Source organism: Verrucosispora sp. WMMD1129 (assembly GCF_029581255.1).
Taxonomy (GTDB): domain Bacteria; phylum Actinomycetota; class Actinomycetes; order Mycobacteriales; family Micromonosporaceae; genus Micromonospora; species Micromonospora sediminimaris.
In genome coordinates this window covers 492311-511716 of record NZ_CP120741.1, presented here as the reverse complement: position 1 = coordinate 511716, position 19406 = coordinate 492311, and the positions used below count along the sequence as shown (strand labels likewise).

The window sequence follows — 19406 nt, the reverse complement described above, 5'->3', positions numbered from 1 at the left end:
GCGAGGGGTGTCATGTCCCGTCGAACCGGAAGGCCCTCCTACCTGGTCGCTCCGCCCGCGCGGCAGCACCGGAAGAGGACGTGGATCGTCGCTACCGCCGCAGCGGCGGTCCTGGTGGCGGCCCCGGCCGGCGGGCTGGTCGGGCACGCTGTGGGTCGGCCGGACCCGACGGAGGCGAGCGTGGCGAAGATGCGCCAGGCCGACGCCGAGCGGGACGCGCAGCAGGTTGTCGAACTCACCGAGATGGCTCACCGGACGGGCGAGGAACTTGCGCCGATCATCCGCGCCGTGCGTCAGGACGCCGAGGCGGGGCGTACGCCCGAGCGGGCCCAGGTCGAACAGTGGCAGCAGACCATGCGGCGGCTGGTCGCCCAGTTCGCCGACCCGCCATCGGGCATGACCGCCACCAACGTCGCCCGTGGCGGGCTGCGTAGCGCCGTCGACCAGGTGGCCGTCGCGGTCGACTCGGTCGCTCTCGCACTCGGCGGTCCGACTGCCGGGCGCGCGGAGCGGATGCAGTTGGCCGCGCGGCAGGCGACCCTCGCCGTCACCACCTGGTCGGTCGCGGCGACCCAGCTCGACCAGGTCAACATCGATGCCGGACAGGGTCACCAGCACGTGCACCTCGATGTCGGCGAGGTGGAGGGCGCGCTCGGTCCGGACGGCTCCGCCGAGGGTGCCGGCGGCTGATCGCATTCATCCAGCTGAGTACGTTTGCTGATCGCGGTCCACAGTGGCCGCCGGAAGCACCGTGGTTTACAGCGATCAATCACCGTCGGCGGCGCGACGATGCCGACCCGGGTGATCGAGTCGCGTCAACGTCGATACTTGCGAATCGGTATCGCATCCGATGCATAATGGGCAACGGGCTGCGTGCGTCGGGGCAACGACCACAGTGATCTGCCGACTTCAATGGAGGCACCTCCATGGCATTGATTCCGGCGGCTGGTGCAGGTTGTAGTGGGCCGTCGACCCCGCCGCCACGAGTTGAGTCCCCGCGAACGGTCAATTCCGAGGTCGAGTGGGACGGGTTCGACCCGGGCGCCTACGTCCAGCACAACTACTCGGTCCTGCGCGATGATGATCGTGAAATCCTCTGTCGGATAAGAGACTTTTTCGCGGGTGCGAAGATTGCCGGCGCAGACTGTGTCGACGTCGGCTCAGGCGCAAACCTCTACCCGACGCTGTCGCTTCTGCCATTCGCCCGCAGCGTCGAACTCTGCGAATATTCCACCGCGAATGTGCGTTGGCTGCGTGATCAGATCAGCGGCTATGACGAGTGCTGGGACGCGTACTGGCAGGTGTGTGCGGAACACGCGGCGTACGCGGCGCTGACCGACCCCCGCAGCCACCTGGCCCGGGTGGGTCGGGTGTCGCAGCTGAGCGTCTTCGACCTGCCCAGGCGGGTCTGGAGTGCGGGCACCATGTTCTTTGTGGCCTGCTCGATCTCGGCCGACCGGGTCGAGGCGGAGCGCGCGATCGGCAGGTTCCTCGGAGCGCTGCGTCCCGGTTCGCCGTTCGCCGCGGCATTCATGCTGGGCTCGAACGGCTACCGCGTCGGGCAGCACTGGTTTCCGGCAGTGCAACTGCACCGCGCGGAGGTGGTGGCGAGCATGGCGGCCGGAGCGTACGACGTGGACATGCACGAGGTGCGCCCCACGCCGTCGTTGCGCGACGGGTATCTTGGCATGCTGCTGGTCACCGGACGTAGCCGCGGCTGACCTCGGATATCGCCGCCCCGCATCCCTCTCACCTGGACACTTGGGCCGGCTGAATTCTGCGGGACATCGGTACGCACGGCCGTTCAGGTCACGCTCCGGCAGGGATACGATGATGGGTGCACGTCATCGTGGATCATCGTGGGTCAGGCAACATCAGCAGCTCCGTTTCGACGACTACAGCAGACGGTGGTGGACCATGCGGATGCAGCCGCGCCAGGAAATTCTCGACATCTGGCGGGCCACGGTGCGTAGCTGTCTTCGCAACGGCGAATGGGACTGGGGCGGCCGGAGCGGGTCCAATTCCATCAGCGACGCGGAGCAACTGCTGACCCTGCTGCTGCCGGCAACCAAGATCCCGGTGCTGTCGCTCGACGATCCGGACCGGATCGACGAGGAGGTCATCGACGCCTTCGGCGCGATCGGCGGCGCGATAGAGATCCCGCGCCGACTGGTCAAGATCATGACCGAGTACTTCGTCCGCTACACCGACGACAGCGGCGCGCCGACCTTTGGTGGTGGCAGCTACCTCACCCCGGTCGAGGGTGGTCCGGACCTCACCGACGAGCAGCGTTCCATGGACGTGGTCGACTCGTTCGCGGTGTCGATCACGCTCACCCTGGCGACGATCGGTTTCGTCAAGATCTACCGCCCCTCCACCCAGCGAGCCGATCTGCGGGCCCAGTTGGACAAGCTGGAGGAGATGGCCAGCATCCGGCTGACCGCGGCCATGGTCGGGCTGCTGCGTAGCTTCAGCACCTCGGTCTTCGCCGCGACCGACGAGTTCGGTGTCCGGCTCTGCGACATGGTCAACCAGGACGAACTGCCACGCCGTGAGGTGGTGACCGCGTTGCGGGCGCAGCTGCGGGACACCATGGCGAGCCTGCGCAACGTCGTGGTCGGATCCGGTCAGGTCACCGAGGATCTGGACAGCAGTGAAATGCTCTTCGAGTGTGGCTGGTCGTGGGGCACGATCGCCGGTGCCGAGGAGGTCACGACGACCGAGCCGATCGGCCCGCAACGCGAGGGCTCGGCCGAGAACGCTCCCTACCTGTACTTCACCGTCATCGCGGTGGACGCCATCGACGACCTCAACTCCGAACGTACCCGGCTGCTCGGCCTGCTCAACGAGGAACAGCAGCGCCTGTTCCGGATCCTGCAACTGCGCTGGGAGTTGACCCGGAGGTACTGGGCGACGGTGGCCACCTTCGGTAACCGGCGACGGTGGCCGATCGAGGACATTCCCTGGCGTACCACCGACGGCGACCGGACCGACTACTACACCCTGCAGGCCACCTCGCTGGCGGTGAAAGGGCTGGTCGCCAGCGGCCGCGGCGGTGACGAGGAGTTCGGGCGGATCGGGAACGTGCTGGTGGAGCTGGCGCAGCGAGGCCGGATCACCAGGCGCGCCTCGCCCAACGAGGCTGCGCTGGTCGTGCACGCCCCGGGCAAGCAGGTGACCCTGAACGACGCCACCTCCAAACCGATCATGACGTGGAACGTCAACGAGTTCTCCACTGTGCTGCTGCAGCGGGCCACCACCGTCGCCGGGCTGTTGAACAATGCCCGGCACCGCAGCGAGCTGCTCGAACTCGCGGACGAGGTGTGGGAGCACCTGCTGTTGCGGCGCATTCCCGAAGGTCGGCACCGAGGGCTGTGGGATCACGCCGGTGGTGCGTTCCCCGGGCTGGCGCCGCTGCCCGAGGCGCCCTCCTGGTACCTGACCGAGCGGGTCGTGCAGGCCCTGGTCAACGCCGGTCAGCTGCTCTGGGAGCGGCCGTTCCCCCGCGCGGTCAACCTCGCCACGTACGCCCAGGACCTGATCGACGAAGCCGAGTACGTGTTCGACCGTGAGCTGATGAGCGGCACGTTCGCCGGTGAGGCCATGCAACGCAGCATGCGCAGCATCCGGGCGACGCTGCGCCGTGCGCAGTCGCTCGTGGACGACCAACCGGGCACGGCCGCCGCGCTGGCCAGCACCCTGCTGCTACAGCTGAACGACATCACCACCGGCCAACAGAAGGCCAGCGAGGGGATCTGAATGCTGGTTTTCGTCACGTCGCACAAGGGTGGCACCGGGCGCTCGGTGACCGCGGCGAACATCGCCTACCGCAGCGCGCTCTCCGGCCGCTCCACCTGCTACCTGGACTACGACTTCGGTTCGCCGACGGCCGGCATCACGTTCCAGATCCCCCAGGCCACCAACGGTATCGAGGGCGCCGGCCCGAACGGCGGTGGCCTCCACCGCTACCTTCGCGGCGAGATCCCGTCCCCGGAGCAGTTGGACGTGTGGGGCACCTCGGAGCGGGTCAGCCTGCGCCAACGACCGCCCCGCTCCAGCTCGCTGGTGCTGCTGCCCGGGCAGCGCAACGGCAGCGAGTTCGGCTTCACCGACGACATCGGCCGACGCTGCGCCGAGCTCTTTCTCCGGCTGGAGGAGGAGTTCGACCTGACCCTGGTGGATCTCAGCGCCGGTCGCTCGTACGCCAGCCAGATCGCGCTGGCCGCCACCGCCAACCGGACCCTGCGCAAGGTGACCGTGCGGTGGCTGGTCTTCCACCGCTGGACACCGCAGCACGTGGCGGCGGCGGCGGATCTCGCCTTCGAGGCCGGTGGGATCCTGGCCATGGGCAAGGAGTACGGCCACGAGCCGGACCGGCTACGGGAGTCGCTGCGGTTCGTGCGGACCGCGGTGATCGACTCGCGCGGGCCGGAGGTCGGCCATCTCGAACTGGCGCAGCAGGCGTTTCTGCGTAAATGCCACGAGGAACTGAAAGAACAGGCCAGCAAGCGGGGCCTCGGACGGACCACGCTGCTCGGCGCGGTGCCGTTGGACCCACTCCTGCAATGGCGCGAGCAGCTGATCTCGGACAATGACGTGCAGGCCAAGATCGCCAACGCCGGGACCGTGGACGCCTTCGTGAAGCTGACCGAGAAGCTCTTCGACGAGACCGCATGGGAGACCGTGTGATGAGCGTGGACGTCAGGTTTCAGGAGGCAGCCGCGGTACGCCGGACGGAGAGCGTGCCGTACTCGCATCTCTCGGTCGAGCTGGGGCACGTCTACGCCGAGGACTTCGGCGACGGATGCCGCGACCTACGGCGCAAGTTCGCCCGGATCGCGGACTGGGCGCAGGCGATCCCGGCGCTGGCCCGCCGGGGGCTGCGCCCCCACCGGCAACCCAGAATCAGCACCTGTTTCCTCGTCGACGACTACTTCCACAGGTTCGCCACGCCGCGCGAGGTGATCCCGCAGGTACAGCAGGCCGCGGCGGAGCACGGGCTGATGCTCGACTATGTGGCCCGCGAATCCAGCTTCGCCCGCTACGACGACGTCGAACTGGCCCGGCTGGTGGTGGACACCCTGGTCGTGGAGCCGCCACGCAACACCACCGGAAGCCGCCCACCGTTGAGTGAGTCGGGCTGGCTGTCCAACGGCAAGCGTTCACCTGGGCACGCCGACGCGCCCGCGATGACGCTGCCGATACCGTGGTCACCGCCGCTGCAGTCCGGCGACGCACCGCACTCGATCTTCGTCGACATCGAACTGTGGTCCGACGAACCGGACCGCCGGGTGTGGGCTTGTGCGCTGCTCGCCTCGGTGTGGCAGATGACCCGGCTGGGTGTGCTGCGGCACCGGGGGCAGACGATCACCCAGCCGTACCGCCTTCCCGCCGACGAGCCGCTGCCGACCGACTGGGACCGCCTCCCCGCCATCGTTCAGCTGAATCCGAACGCCACACCGTTCTGCGGGTACCGCACGGTGACGATGATGGACACCCGGTACCTGCCGGTCGAGCTGGCCGTACGGACCATTCTCGGGCAGGTGGCGGTGCCACCCGCGGTCGCGCGCCAGGTCGCCAAGCGGGCCGGCAGCGAGGGCCTGGAACTGCCCGACGAGCTGGTCGACCGGCTGAGCTACGTGTTCATCGGCGACTGATCAGCCGCGTGGCGCCTGCGCACCGCGACCGACCCTGCGGTCCGACGGGCCCCGGTTGGCGGCCGAGAACGGTTCGGTGAGCGGGGCGGGCCCACACGGCTGGCCGACCGCCGCCCGGCCGGCCAGGTCGCGCAGGATGGCCATGTTGCCGACGGTGATCTGATCCCGGATCCAGTTGACCGAGGACTGCCACTGCCGGCTGAACCCCGGTACCTGCTCCAGCCGGTCCCAGATCGGCCGCAGCCGTGGGTCGACGCGGGCACCGGGCAGCCACAGATGCAACAGGTGCTCCAGCACCGGCCGCAGCCGTTCGATGTGTTCCTGCGTCGAGCCGGCGCGGGTCACCGCGGCTTCCACCAGGGCGGACAGCATGGTGAGCAGCCAGTCGTGCAGGGCGAGATCCTCGCAGAGGCCGGCGACCGCCGCCGGCACGTCCTGCGGACTCACCGTGAGTCGCACGGTGCGCAGCGTCGGTGAGTCCACCGCCACGTCCGCCGTGGCGTTCTCGCCCGGCTGTTGATGCACCTGGGCGGTCCACCGCAGCCGGGTGCGCGCCGCACGCAGCGGTGGACGTCGGTCCAGCAGGTCGGACATCTGCACACTGTCGAGCACCCGGCCGGTGATCGCGTCCAGGTTCAGCACGTCGGCGGCGTTGCCGTGCAGGAACCCGCTCGTCAGGTCGTCGGCGTCCAGCTTGCCGACCGTCTCCAGCACACCCGAGTTGGCCAGGTAGTGCGACCACGGCCGGCGGCGTTCCCCGGCGACGACCTGGATGATGGAGGAGGCCTGCACGATCCGACCGCCGGTGATGACGGCCCGGGTGACCACCGCGCCAACTCCCCGCAGTTGGCGGTTCTTCGCGCTCGGCAGCCAGCAGTCCACGCCGGTACGGACGTCGGGTGAGACCGCGTACAGCGACGGACGTCGGGAGGTCAGCACCGCCTCACCCTCGACCAGACTGAGCACCTCGGCACTCTGGTCCTGCGCCAGCGCCGTGCTGTGCTGTAGCAGGCTGGTGTGCACCTCGCCCACCGTGAGCATGGTTCCTCCGCATCGGCACCACGGGGGACACCGGCGGGCATGGACCTGCGGCCGGTGACCGGATCGAATCCGTCCCGCGGCCATCATAGGCCCATCCGTGGCGGGAGAGCCGATATGTGACCGGGGTGCGGACTTCACGGGCCGGATGGATGTGACGACGGCTGATATTTTGAAGAATGCGGTCGCCAGCCACCCCTGGAGTTTGCCGTCGATGAAGGTCTACATTTCAGCCACCCAAAAGGACCTGCTGGAATACCGTGCGGCCGTACACGCGGTGGCGCGTCGCCTCGAGATCGAGGACGTCGCCATGGAGGCGTACGGGGCCGACGCCCGTCCACCCCTGGAACGCTGCCTGACCGACGTACGCCGATGTGATCTCTACGTCGGGCTCTTCGCCTGGCGTTACGGCTACCGGCCACCGGGTCAGGAGTCCTCGATCACCGAGCTGGAGTACCGTGAGGCACTCGCCGCCGGCAAGCCGTGCCTGATCTTCCTGGTCGCCGAGGACACGCCCTGGCCGGTCGACATGATCGACCGCAACGGCGACTGGCAGCAGATCGTGGCGTTGCGCAACGAGTTGAAGGAGCGCCACCTGTGCGCCTTCTTCTCCAGCGTGGACGATCTGTCGGCGAAGGTCACCGTGGCGCTGGCCGACGTGCGCAGCGGCCGGTCACCGGCGCGTGAGCCCGGCGACCCCGACACCCACCTGCCGGAGGCGGTCCGCAGCCAGTACCACAAGCAGCTGCGGCTGCGGTATCAGGCGGTGCCGCTGGACGCCGTCGCGCCCCGGCCCACCATCGGCTACCTCACCGTCGGGCTGTCCAACGTGTTCGTCGAGCCACGGGTGCACGAGGACGCCCGGCCGGAGATGCCGTTGGCCTGGTGGCGTTGGGCGGGCTCCGGGCCGGACGGTGACGCCGGCGCGCTGCCCGGCGTGGTGGACCCGAGGGACGTGGAACGGCTCTGGGAGGAGTACGCGGCCAAGGAGGCGTCGGCGCTGTTCGACGTGGTCTGTGACCCGGCGCGGCGGGCCATCGTGCTGCTCGGCGATCCCGGGTCCGGCAAATCGGCGGCGGCACGTTACCTCGCCCTCGCGCTTGCCGGCGTCTGTGACGAGCCCCGGCTGGCGGCGTTGGACCGGTACCTTCCCGTCCTGATCGAGCTGCGATCGTACGCCGCGCATCGCGGGGACGGCCGGTGTGACGGGCTGTTGGACTACGTCGGCCACCGGCACCAGCAGGGGCTGGCCGGGATCGACCGGGACGTGCTTGAGGCGTACCTGCGGCAGGGCGGGCAGGCGCTGTTCCTCTTCGACGGGTTGGACGAGGTGTTCGATCCGGCGCAACGGGAGGAGATGGCCGGGCAGATCGCCACCTTTGCCAACGAGTACCCCGGGGTGCGCACGATGGTCACCTCCCGGGCGGCCGGCTACCTCCGGCACACCTTCGCCAACGCCGGATTCGACCACTTCACCCTGGAGGATCTCGACGACGAGCGGATCGCGCGTTTCCTCGGCAACTGGTACCAGTACGTGGTGCCGACCCCGTCGGTCGAGGCGGACCGGCAGCGGCGGCAGATCCTCGACGTGGTGCGGCGATCCCGGGCGATGCACGAGATCGCCGGCAATCCGTTGCTGCTGATGCTCATGGCCATCGTCGGTCGGGACCGCCCGCTGCCCCGCAACCGTCGCCGGCTCTACGCGCACGTCACCGATGTGCTGATCTCCGAATGGGACGTGACCAAGCAACTGCGGGAGAGCCACGGCGACGTGCCGCCGTTGGATCCGCAGGCGAAGCTGCGGTTGCTGCGCCACCTGGCCTTCTGGATGCAGTGCCGGGAGTCGGGGCCGGCCGGCAACTACATCGAGGCGGATGAGCTCTCGCGTATCTTCCGGGACCACCTGGTGGAGTTCTACGGTTTCGAGAACGACCGCGCGCACGCCATGGCGTACTCGATGATTGACAAATTGCGCCAGCGCAGCTTCATCCTGGAACGGTACGGGTTGCGCCTGTTCGGGTTCGTGCACCGTACGTTTCTGGAGTTCTTCTGTGCCGAGGAGATCGTGGACAGGTTCGATCATGACCCGGACACCTGGGGGATCGACCAGTTGCGTGCGCTGTTCCGCGATAACTGGGCAGATCCGTCCTGGCGGGAGGTGCTACGGCTGGTCGCCAGCGCGTTGCCCGCCGAGGTTGCCAACGAGCTGGTGACCCTGCTGGCCACCGAGGTCAACCGACCGTGGCCGCCGCTGAACCTGCCCAGCGCACCGTGGAACCTGGTCCTGGCCGCGCAGTGCGTGGCGGAGGCACCGCAGCCGGCCGGTCTGGCCGGTGCCGGCGAGGCGGTGCTTCGCCAGGTCGTGCTGCTGATCGAGCACGGCATCTCCGCCGACGATCCGAACCTCGTCGAGGTCACCGAGCAGGAACTGCTCTCCTCGATCCGGGCGCTCGGGCCGCACTGGCCCGGCCGGGCCGTCTTCCTGCACTGGTACCGCCGCCGCGGGGTGCGCACCAGCTGGCGTTCCGGTTCGACCTTCGCCACCCGGTCGGCGGCGGTGCTGTCCACCGCCGATGAGCAACTGGAGGAGTTGCTGGTCCGGGAACTCGGCCAGGGACGCGAACGGCAGGCGCGGATCGCGCTTGTCGCCGGTCTGGCGGAGGCCGCCGGACGGTTGGACGACACCGGCCGCAGCCGCCGCCACTGTCAGGATCTGCTGCTCGCACAGGCCCGGGCGGAAGGCTCGACCGCGGTCCGCCAGGCCGCGGTCCGCGCGTTGGTCGCCAACTTCGGTGCCGCCGGTGACCTGGTCGTGGCGCTGAGCGAACTCGCCGGTTCCGCCGACGCGGCGGTCCGCGCCCTCGCCGTGCAGTCCCTAGGCGGGCGGTCCGAGCTGGCCGAGGAGATTCGACGGTTGCTGCTGACGCGGGCGACCGAGGACCGGGACACCGGCGTACGGCGGGCCGCCGTGACGGTGCTCGCCACCCGCTGTCTCGACCTGCCAGATGTCACCGAGACGCTGCACCGACTGCTGGTCACCGACACCGACCCCGGCGTGGTGCAGTCCGCGTTGCGTTGCCTGCTCACCCTCCCCGAGCAGAGCGAGACGGCCCGTGGGCGTGCCCTGTCCCGGATCGCCGGTGACTCCCATGACGAGGTGCGACGCTGCCTGGTGTGCGAGCTGCTGCCGGGGCGGGTCGGCGCGGAGGGCACCGAGCTGCTGCTGAAACTGGCCGGTTCGGACGCCTCGGCACGGGTCCGTGCCGTCGCCGTACAGCGACTGGTGCTGGTCAACGACCCGGACGGGCGGTGCCGGGACCGGCTGGTGGACCGGATCGAGCAGGACGAGGACGCGTCGGTGCGGGCGGCGGCGGTGGCGGCGTTGACCGACCGGTACCGGGTCGACGACAGCGGCTGGGCGGTCGCCGCGCAGGCGGCGCGGACGGACGACGACGCGACGGTGCGGCTCGCCGCGGTTCGTGCGCTGGCCGAGGCGTACCCGGATCACCGCACCGGCGAGCTGCTGCTGGAACGGGCCCGCCAGGACCCCACCGCCGGTGTCCGGCTCGCCGCCGTCGACCTGCTCACCGGTCGGCCGCTGCTCGGGTCCGCCACGCAGGAGCTGCTCATCAGCCGGGCGGCCCGGGAACGGGATCCGATCGTCCGGCTCCGCGTCACCCGCAGCCTGGCCCACCTCGGTGAGCCGCTCGACTCGGCGGTGGTGGAGTGCCTCGCCGAGCAGGTCCGCCGGGATCCCGACCCGAACGTGCTGCGGGCGGCCGCGCAGGCGCTGGCCCGCGACGGTGGCAGCGACGGGCTGGTGGAGACGCTGTCGCGGCGGGCACGCCGGGACAGCTACGCCGGCATCCGACTCGCCGCTGTGGAGACCCTCAGCGCGTACGGTGAGCCGGACGTGGTGACCGACGTGCTGCTGGAATGCATCGAGTCCGACACCGATCCGGCGGCCTTCGACGCGGCGGTGTGTTGCCTGATCGCGCGAGGTGAGACCGCCATGGCGGTGACGCTGCGGCTGATGCGCCGGCTGGCCGACCGGGATCCGGCGATCCGGGCCCGCATCGCCGCAGCGCTCGGCGAGCACTTCGGCAACGACCCGGAGGTCCGGGTGCTGCTGGTGGGTCTGGTGCGCGACGATCCGGCGCTGGAGGTACGCCGCCGGGCCGCGGAGCAACTCGCGGCCAACCTGGCCGACCGGACGGGGGTACGGGAGCTGCTGATGCGGCTGGTCGACGACGAGGACTGGGAGATCCGCCGTACCGCGTTGCTCGCGCTCGCCCGGCACTACGGCGAGGACACCCGGACCAGGCCGCTGCTCGTCCGACTGGCCGGCGCGCCCGATCCCACGGTACGGGGGCTCGCCGGTCAGCTGCTGGCCACGCTACCCGGCACCAGCCCGGACGACTTCCCGTGATCGGCCCTCGGGTCGCCGGTGGTCGATGTCGCTGGTCGGGCACGCGGACGGTGTCCCGCGACCGGTCAGGCTACGGCTCGGCGCCGGTGGGTGCCACCGCGGCCGGATAGACCCGGGTTTCGGCCGCCTTGACGGCGGCCCAGAGCGTTCGTCCGGGTGCCAGTTGCAGTTGGGCGGCGGCGGCCGGGGTGATGTCGGCCGCCACGGTGACCGGGCCGTCGAGTTGCACCCGCAGGTTGTCGCCGTGGCGCTGTATCCCGTTGACGGTGACCGGCCAGGTGTTGCGGGGGCTGCCGTCGGGGCGACGGGGATGCAGCGCCACGGCCGACGGCGCGAAGGCGACGAAGACGGCACCCACGTGCTGGTCGCCGGTGACGAGGTGGAACCCGTCGGTGAGCCGGACGTGGTGCCCGTCCGCGTACCCCCGGTAGAGGTTGAGACCGACCAGGCGGGCGACGTAGTCGCTGCGTGGCTGGGCGGTGACGGTGGCGACGTCGCCCTCCTGCACCACCTGCCCGTCCTCGATGATGACCAGCCGGTCGGCGAGGACGACGGCGTCGATCGGGTCGTGGGTGACCAGCAGTGTGGCGCCGCGGTGGTTGGCGAGATGGTGGTGGAGTTGGGCGCGGGTGTCGAGCCGGGTCCGGGCGTCGAGGGCGGCGAGTGGCTCGTCGAGCAGCAGCAGTGCCGGTTCGACGGCGAGGGCCCGTGCCAGGGCAACCCGCTGGGCCTGCCCGCCGGACAGCTGCCGGGGCTTGCGCCGGGCGTGGTCGGCGAGCCCGACCCGGGCCAGCCAGTCCGCGGCCCGCTGCCGGGCCCGCTGCCGGTCGAGGCCCTGTCGACGTGGCCCGAACGCGATGTTGTCCAGCGCGGTCAGGTGCGGGAAGAGCAGGTAGTCCTGGAACACGACGCCGATCGGGCGCTGCTCGGTCGGCGTCCAGATCCGCCGGCCGGGATGATCCAGGTGGCGGCCGGCGAGGCTGAGGTGCCCGTCGGTGAGCGGGAGCAGGCCGGCGAAAGCCCGCAGCGCGGTGGTCTTGCCGGCACCGTTCGGCCCGAGGAGTGCGACGACCTCGCCGGGGCGGATGGTCAGCGGCAGGTCGAGTCGGAAGGTGCCACGGTCCACGACGAGGTGGGCGTCGAGCACCGCCCGTCCGGGCGGTGGATCGCCCGGCGGGCTCGGATCGACGCCGGGGGAGTTCGGATCGGTGGTCATGAGCTGCCGAGCCATCGGTCGCGGAGGCTGGCCAGGATCACCACCGAGACGGTGAGCAGGACGAGACTGAGCACGATCGCCGCCTCCAAGTCGGTTTCGAGGGCGAGGTACACCGCGAGCGGCATGGTCTGGGTACGGCCGGGGAAGTTGCCGGCGAAGGTGATGGTGGCGCCGAACTCGCCGAGCGCCCGGGCCCAGCACAGCACCGCTCCGGCGGCGATGCCCGGGGCGACCAACGGGAGCGTGACGTGGGTGAAGGTGGTCCACCGGCCCGCGCCGAGGGTCGCCGCCGCCTCCTCGTACCGGACGTCCGCGCCGCGCAGCGCGCCCTCGACGGCGATCACCAGGAAGGGCATTGCGACGAAGGCCTCGGCGAGCACCACACCGGTCGTGGTGAACGGCAGGGTGAACCCGAAGGTGCTGTCGAGCCAGCCGCCGAGGATGCCCCGCCGGCCGAAGACGAGCAGCAGAGCCACGCCACCGACCACCGGCGGCAGCACCAGCGGCACGGTGACCAGGGCACGCACGAGGCGGCGCCCCGGGAAGTCGATGCGGGCGAGCAGCCAGGCCAGGGGCACCCCGAGGACGAGGCAGAGCAGCGTGGCGAGGGTGGCCGCCTGTACGGACAGCCGCAGCGCGGTGAGCACCCCCGGCTCGGTCAGGCGCTGTGGGAGGGTGCTCCACGGCGTACGGACCAGCAGACCTGCCAGCGGAAGCACCAGGAAGAGCAGGCCGAGGGCGGCGGGCAGCAGCAACGCGACGGGTACCCGACCGGTGCGCCTGGCGCGTGGAGGTGGCGTGGACCGGGCAGGCGCGACGGTCACCTGGTCAGGCCGGGGCATCTGCTACGGAGCCTGGAATCCGGCGGCGGCGAGGACGGCCTGGCCCGGCCCGGAGAGCACCTGCTCGACGAACGCCCGGGCGGCCGGCTGATTCGGGGCGTTCTTCAGCACGACGATCGGATAGTCGGTTATCGCCCCGGCCGATTCGGGGAACTCGATTCCATCCACGTCCTCGTCGGCGGCCCGTACGTCGGAGCGGTACACAAGTGCCGCGTCGACCTCGCCCAGCCGTACCTTGGACAGGGCCGCCTTGACGTCCGGTTCCAGCGTGACCGGGGTGAGTTTCGTCCCGGCGGCGGCCAGGACCTTCGCCGCCGCCGCGCCACAGGGGACCTGTTCGGCACAGAGCGCGACCTTGACGCCCGGCTGGGTCAGGTCGGCCAGGCCGTTCACCCCGCCCGGGTTGCCGTCCGGTACCGCGATCACGAGCTGGTTGCGGACGAAGATGCGCGGGTTGCCGTCGCCGTTGCCGGCGTCGATGACGGTCGTCATGTTCGCGGGAGAGGCGGAGGCGAAGACGTCCGCCGGGGCACCCTGGTTGATCTGGTTCGCGAGGGCGGAGCTGCCGGCGAAGCTGAAGGTGACCCGTACGCCGGGATTCGCCGTCTCGAAGTCCTCGCCGATCCGGGTGAACGACTCGGTGAGCGACGCGGCGGCGAACACCGTGACGTCACCGGTCAAGGCACCGTCCGGCGGTCGCCGGTCGCTGCTCCCGCCACTGCCGCAGCCGGTGATCGCGACCGTCATCGTGGCGGTGAACAGGGCCAGGCGTCGGGTGGTCACGAGCCGCTACTCCGGCCCGCGTTGGTCGGCGGTCGCTCCACGACGACGGTGGTCGACTTGATCACCGCGATCGCCACCGAACCGACCGACAGTCCCAGCTCGTCGACGGCCTCGCGGCTCATCAGCGACACCACCCGGAACGGGCCGGCCTGAATGTCCACCTGGGCCATCACGGCGTCCTTGAGCACGGCGGTGACGATCCCCCGGAGCCGGTTACGGGCCGAGGACTCGTCGGCCCGATCGACCGGGTCGTCGGACCGCGCCCGGACGAAGGCGGCCAGATCGACGCCGTGGACCAACCGATGTCCCTGCTCGTCGCGGGTGGCGGCGAGACGACCGGCATCCACCCAGCGCCGCACCGTGTCCGCGCTGACCCCCAGCAGCTCGGCCGCCTCGCTCATGCGGAACATCGTCACGGCGCTCACCCTACGCCATGCTGCTACGAGCCTGAGGATAGGGAAACCATCGAATCTGCGGGCCTCACGTCGACTCTCGACTCGCAGCTGCGGTTTGTCGCGGTCGTCGGCGTTCGTCAGTGGTGGTCGCAGCGGTGGTGGAACAGCACCGGATGCAGCCGGTCCAGGAGGTCCTGCTGACCGTCGAGCGGCGGGGTGAAGCAGAGCCGGTAACAGGCGGTCGCGTCACCGTCGGGAACGGAGACGAGCAGCCCGTACCGGTCGAGCCGCAGCGGGCACGGCAGGCAGTCGGCCGGTAGGTCGACACCCGAGGCGACCAGCTGCCGCCGCAGGAACGGGTAGAGCTGCGGGCCGTGATGGTCGACCAGATCGACCAGGAACGGGCGTTCCATCGCTGCCACCGGATCCGGGTCGGCACTGCGATAGTCGGCGAGACCGATCGCGAGTTCGTCGTGCCGGCCCACCGACGAGCCGTCGGTAACCGGGCCGTCCGGCCAGCCGGAGGTCGCGGGCGCAGGCGGCCGGGGGCCCTCGTGCGGTTCGGCCCGCCGGGGGAGCAGCGTGACGCGGCTCGGTACGACCTCGACGATGACGGTGTGGTGGCCGACGTCGAGCAGGTCGGGATCGGGCAGGGTGACGGCGATCGAGTCGGCGGCGGTCCGGGCCGCGTTTCCACCGAGCGGGGTTGCCCGACCGCTCACCCGGACCTGGCCCCAACCGGGCGAGAACGGCAGCGGTGGTTCGTCGGCGATCTGCACGCACACGTCGTGGGGCCCGGTGGCGAGCGGGTCGCCACGGTGACAGAGCAGCAGGACGCGGCCGTCGTCGTCGGCGCCGTGCCGTACTCCCGTGACCGGGGAAAGGTCTTCCACCACGACGGTGGCCGGGGTGGTGCTGCTGACCAAAGTACGGGCCAGTTCTGCTCGGCTGGGCTGCATGGAGGCTCCGTTCGTGAAGGTGGGTCGGGACGGCGGCGGTGCGCTACCGGTGGGAGGTGACGCAGGCCCGGCAGGACGGGTGGGCGCCGATCAGACCGGCCAGGTGTGCGACCGCTTCCCGGAGCCCGTCGGCCGGGCTGACGAAGGCGATCCGGGCGTCCCGGTGGTGTGTCGGCAACTCCAGGCGCAGCACGATCCCGTACCGGTCGAGTCGTAGTGGGTGGACGGATCGGGCGTCGACGCCGAGGCCGGCAGTGGCCTGCCGGCCCAGGCGTCGCATCGCGTCCGGATGCCGGTGCAGGTGGCGCAGCAGTTCCGCCTCGTGCGCGGCGAGTGGATCGGGACGTGCGCCGGCCAGTGCGTCCGGATCCACGCTGGCGTCGCCGTCGGGGTCGATGAGATCGGCGCTGGCCAGGTCGAGCCGGGCGGTCACCTCGCCGCCGTCGAGTTCGTCGAGGGTGAGCCAGCCGGACAGGGTGGCGCGGGCGCGGACCCGATCGCGTACGGGAAGCGGCACGAGATCGGTCAGTTCGATCTGTGCGGGTGTCTCGCCCAGGTCGAGCAACTGCCGGGCCACCTCGGTCCGGGCGGGCAGGGCGAGTCGCAGCCGCCCGTCGGCGGCGACGGTGTGCCGACCGACCAGATTCGCGCGGTGCGTGGGGGTACGCAGGGTCAGTGACCCGGTGCCGACGAGCAGCGTACGCAGCCGTTCCGCCGGGGTGCTGGTCGTCACCGCCGGGAGTGCCTTGCCCAACGTTCCCACCTCCGTTTAGGTTAGCCTTACCTTACTAGAGAGGTGATGATGAACCAGTCCCGCCCTAAGATCAAGCGCTCCCGCCGGCTCGGCATCCCGCTGACGCCCAAGTGCGTGCGCTACTTCGAGCGACGGCCGTACCCGCCGGGAGTCCACGGTCGCTCGCGGACCAAGGAGAGCGACTACAAGGTCCGCCTGCTGGAGAAGCAGCGTCTGAAGGCCCAGTACGACCTGCGGGAACGTCAGCTCCGGCGGGCGTTCGACCGGGCGGTGCGTCGCCCGGGCAAGACCGGCGAGGAGCTGGTGATCGACCTGGAGAGCCGTCTCGACGCGCTCGTCCTGCGGGCCGGCTTCGCCCGCACCATCTACCAGGCCCGCCAGGCTGTCAGCCATGGGCATGTGAACGTCAACGGCAGGCGGGTCGACCGGCCGTCCGCCCGACTGAGCCCCGGTGACGTGCTCGCGGTACGCGAGGGCAGCCGCGCCAAGACGCCCTTCGTCGTCGCCGCGGCCGGCACCCACGCCCCGCAGCGCCCGGCCGCGTACCTCGACGTCGACCTGTCCGGGTTGACCGCGCGGCTGACCCGGCTGCCGCACCGCGCCGAGGTGCCGGTCCACTGCGACGAGCAACTGGTCGTGGAGTACTACTCGCGCTGAACCCTGGCACCGCCGCCCGGCCGGCTGCCCGCCATTCAGTGGAGGCGGAGCCGTCCGGGTTCGGTGACCGGTCCCTTCTGGACCCACCTGCGCCGGGTTGGCGGCGGCGCTGTTTCACGAATATTTCGGATCGATCTCGACCAAGGTATTGACGATCTATGTTAGCGCTAACAGCATAGAGGCTCCCGTACCACTCGCGTCTGGAGCCCCGCCATGCAGGTGTCTGCCGGCCCTCCTGCCCCACGCCCGCCACGACGAATCCCACTGGTCACGGCCGGCGTGCTGCTCTGCGCCGCCGCGATCTCCCCAGGTGGCGTGGCGCACGCCGCCGACGAGTGGGCCCCTCCTTCGTCGTACACCTCGACCGACCGCGGGGACGGCACCTACAGTGTGCCGCTGCTGCGCTCCGACGTGCCGGACATCAGCGTGGAACGGGTGCCGGCGGCCGAGAACGACGAGGGTCGCGACGTCTACTACATGATCAGCACCACGATGCACCTCAGCCCGGGTGCGCCGATCATGAAGTCCTACGACCTCGTGAACTGGGAAATCGTCAACTACGTGTTCAACCGGGCGAGCGTCGGCGACTCGTTCTCGTTACGCAACGGGCAGAACTCGTACGGGCAGGGCCAGTGGGCCTCGTCCCTGCGCCACCACGACGGCGTCTTCTACGTCGCGTTCAACACCAACAACCTCGGCGGCGCGTACATCTACCGCACCGACGACATCGAGAACGGGGCGTGGCAGCGCACGGCGCTGGGCCGGGGCCTGCACGATCCCTCGCTCTTCTTCGACCTCGACGGCACGCCGTACATCTTCTACGGTTCCGGCGGGACCAGCGCGGTACGGCTCAACGCCGACCTGACCGAGATCACCGCGGACTACCCCAACATCTTCACCGCGGGTGACTACGCCGGTCAGCCGTTCATCGGCGGGTTGTTCGAGGGGGCCCAGTTCTACCACATCGACGGTTGGTACTACGCGGTCATCATCACCTGGCCCTCCGGCCAGGGCCGGCAGGTCGTCATGTTCCGCTCCCGCGAACTGCTCGGCCGCTACACCTCGACCGGCGGCGTGAACACCTACGAGGCGCGCGGCGTGCTCAACTCCAACGGATTCGCGCAGGGCAGCCTGGTGCCGATCACCCGCGACGGCGGGACGACGGACTGGTACGGCATGTTCTTCCGGGACACCTTCCCGATCGGCCGCATCCCGGCGCTCATCCCCGCCACCTGGTCAGACGGCTGGCCGACCTTCGGGGCCAACGGGGTCGTGGCGGTGGACGGCACCTTCGCCAAACCGATCCGGCTCAGCCCCGCCGAGGAACTGTTCGCCCGGCAGCAGAGCATCGTGGTCTCCGACGACTTCGCCAACGACGCGCCGCACAAGCCCTACCTGGACGAAGAGTGGACGCCGCCGCCGGGAAGCGCGGAGGAGATCGCGCCGAACGGGTCGCGGCTGGACCTGGCGTGGCAATGGAACCACGCCCCGGACAACCGGTACTGGTCGCTGACCGACCGCGCCGGATGGCTGCGACTCACCGCCGGCAAGGTCGTCACCGGCGACTACGTCTACACCAAGCTCGCCAACCGCGCCGAACTGGCCTGGTTCGAGGAGGCCCGCAACACCCTGTCGCAGCGGACGTTCGGACCACGGCAGTCGGTGGAAACCAGAATGGACATCTCCGGGATGAAGGACGGCGACGTCGCCGGTCTGGCCGCCTACAACCGCGGTTTCTCGTACGTCGCGGTCAAGCGGACCGGTGGCGTCAACACCATCGGCGTGGTGAACCGGGGCCAACCGTTCGCGGTCGACCTGGATCAGGCGACGCTGGAGAACTTCCTGCCGGGCAGCACCGTGCCGCTGAGCGACGCCACCGAGGTGCACCTGAAGGCGGACCTCGACTTCGCCTCGCCCACCGGTCAGCTCTGGACGACCTTCCACTACAGCCTCGACGGGCGTCAGTGGTCCCAACTGGGCAGCCGGGTCGGCCCGCAGACGCTGGACGGCAGTCTCGCCCACTTCATGGGGCACCGGGTCGGCCTGTTCAACTACGCGACCCAGCAGACTGGCGGGCACGTCGACTTCGACCACTTCCTGCTCAGCGACACGCTGACGGCCCAGGGCCGACCACTGGACACCAGCCGACTGGACGCCGCCATCGCGTACGCCGGGTCGCTGGACGAGGCCGACCATCCCGCCGACGCCTGGGCCGTCATGCTCGCCCGGCTGGCCGAGGCGCAGGCGGCGCGGGCCGCCGGGTTCGGCACCCAGAACCAGATCGACGCCCCCGAGCGGGCGCTGAGCTACCAGCTCGCCCGGCTCGGCGTACTTCGGGCCGACCGGGTCGAGGTGCCGGTGACCGTGAACGCGCAGGCGCGCTGCGTCGGTGGCAGCGCGTACGTGGCCGTGCAGGCCCGTAACGACCATGACGCGCCGGTCGACATCGTGCTGGAGACCGCGTACGGCCAGCGGTCGGTCCCGGACGTCGCGCCCGGCGCCCACGCCTACCAGCAGTTCAACACCCGTGCCCCGGCGGTGTCCGCCGGCACCGTGACCGTCCGGGTCACCGGGCCGGTCGACGGACGCATGGTGACCACCGTGCATACGGCGAACCACCTGGCTGCGGACTGCTGACCCGCCACGGCGAAGGCTGGACGGCCCGGGCCGGCCGCC

Annotated in this window: 15 protein-coding genes; 8 read left to right on the top strand and 7 right to left on the bottom strand. The window is 70.4% G+C overall.

All coding sequences use genetic code 11. The annotated features are described in order from the left end of the window. The first annotated feature begins 12 nt into the window (after positions 1-12). The 5 genes from O7624_RS02325 to O7624_RS02305 all read left to right on the top strand — a co-directional run bounded on the left by O7624_RS02325 (position 13) and on the right by O7624_RS02305 (position 5657). Positions 13-690, top strand: coding sequence for a hypothetical protein (locus tag O7624_RS02325; RefSeq protein ID WP_282238714.1), 678 nt, complete (start codon positions 13-15; stop codon positions 688-690). Positions 691-926: 236 nt separating this feature from the next. After that, the gene (locus O7624_RS02320) at positions 927-1721 is read left to right on the top strand and encodes an SCO2525 family SAM-dependent methyltransferase (RefSeq protein WP_282238713.1); all 795 of its coding nucleotides are present in this window, start codon (positions 927-929) and stop codon (positions 1719-1721) included. Positions 1722-1917: 196 nt separating this feature from the next. Beyond that, positions 1918-3759, top strand: a complete 1842-nt coding sequence (locus tag O7624_RS02315; protein WP_282238712.1) for an SCO2524 family protein — start codon at positions 1918-1920, stop codon at positions 3757-3759. Next, a complete protein-coding gene (locus O7624_RS02310) occupies positions 3760-4689 on the top strand; it encodes an SCO2523 family variant P-loop protein (RefSeq protein ID WP_093402101.1) in 930 nt (309 codons plus the stop codon). Continuing rightward, a complete protein-coding gene (locus O7624_RS02305) occupies positions 4674-5657 on the top strand; it encodes an SCO2522 family protein (protein WP_282238711.1) in 984 nt (327 codons plus the stop codon). Before O7624_RS02310 ends, O7624_RS02305 begins: the two co-directional genes overlap by 16 nt. Here the strand turns inward: O7624_RS02305 and O7624_RS02300 are convergent, their stop codons facing one another. Beyond that, positions 5658-6698, bottom strand: coding sequence for an SCO2521 family protein (locus O7624_RS02300; RefSeq protein WP_093402103.1), 1041 nt, complete (start codon positions 6696-6698; stop codon positions 5658-5660). It lies immediately after the preceding gene. Between the two features lie 211 nt (positions 6699-6909). Between O7624_RS02300 and O7624_RS02295 the strand changes: the two genes are divergently transcribed. Then, positions 6910-11124 (top strand): HEAT repeat domain-containing protein, encoded by a 4215-nt coding sequence (locus O7624_RS02295; protein WP_282238710.1) that lies wholly within the window; start codon positions 6910-6912, stop codon positions 11122-11124. A 70-nt stretch (positions 11125-11194) separates the two neighbouring features. Here O7624_RS02295 and O7624_RS02290 read toward each other — a convergent pair whose 3' ends face one another. The 6 genes from O7624_RS02290 to O7624_RS02265 form a co-directional block, all read right to left on the bottom strand. Beyond that, complete coding sequence (locus O7624_RS02290) at positions 11195-12355, bottom strand: ABC transporter ATP-binding protein (protein ID WP_282238709.1); 1161 nt, start codon at positions 12353-12355, stop codon at positions 11195-11197. Then, complete coding sequence (locus O7624_RS02285; RefSeq protein WP_282238708.1) at positions 12337-13182, bottom strand: ABC transporter permease; 846 nt, start codon at positions 13180-13182, stop codon at positions 12337-12339. Before O7624_RS02285 ends, O7624_RS02290 begins: the two co-directional genes overlap by 19 nt. A gap of 3 nt (positions 13183-13185) precedes the next feature. Beyond that, the gene (modA, locus tag O7624_RS02280; protein WP_282240518.1) at positions 13186-13929 is read right to left on the bottom strand and encodes a molybdate ABC transporter substrate-binding protein; all 744 of its coding nucleotides are present in this window, start codon (positions 13927-13929) and stop codon (positions 13186-13188) included. Between the two features lie 32 nt (positions 13930-13961). After that, the gene (locus tag O7624_RS02275; protein ID WP_282238707.1) at positions 13962-14381 is read right to left on the bottom strand and encodes a helix-turn-helix domain-containing protein; all 420 of its coding nucleotides are present in this window, start codon (positions 14379-14381) and stop codon (positions 13962-13964) included. A 116-nt stretch (positions 14382-14497) separates the two neighbouring features. Further along, complete coding sequence (locus O7624_RS02270; RefSeq protein WP_282238706.1) at positions 14498-15319, bottom strand: hypothetical protein; 822 nt, start codon at positions 15317-15319, stop codon at positions 14498-14500. 43 nt (positions 15320-15362) lie between these two features. Continuing rightward, entirely contained in the window at positions 15363-16073 is a 711-nt protein-coding gene (locus O7624_RS02265) for a DUF2470 domain-containing protein (RefSeq protein ID WP_282238705.1), read from the bottom strand. 48 nt (positions 16074-16121) lie between these two features. On the opposite strand from O7624_RS02265, the gene rpsD reads away from it, so the two are divergent. Both rpsD and O7624_RS02255 read left to right on the top strand, forming a co-directional pair. After that, the gene (gene rpsD, locus O7624_RS02260) at positions 16122-16730 is read left to right on the top strand and encodes a 30S ribosomal protein S4 (protein WP_282240517.1); all 609 of its coding nucleotides are present in this window, start codon (positions 16122-16124) and stop codon (positions 16728-16730) included. Positions 16731-16943: 213 nt separating this feature from the next. After that, a complete protein-coding gene (locus O7624_RS02255) occupies positions 16944-19367 on the top strand; it encodes a glycoside hydrolase 43 family protein (protein ID WP_282238704.1) in 2424 nt (807 codons plus the stop codon). The last annotated feature ends 39 nt before the right edge of the window (positions 19368-19406 follow it).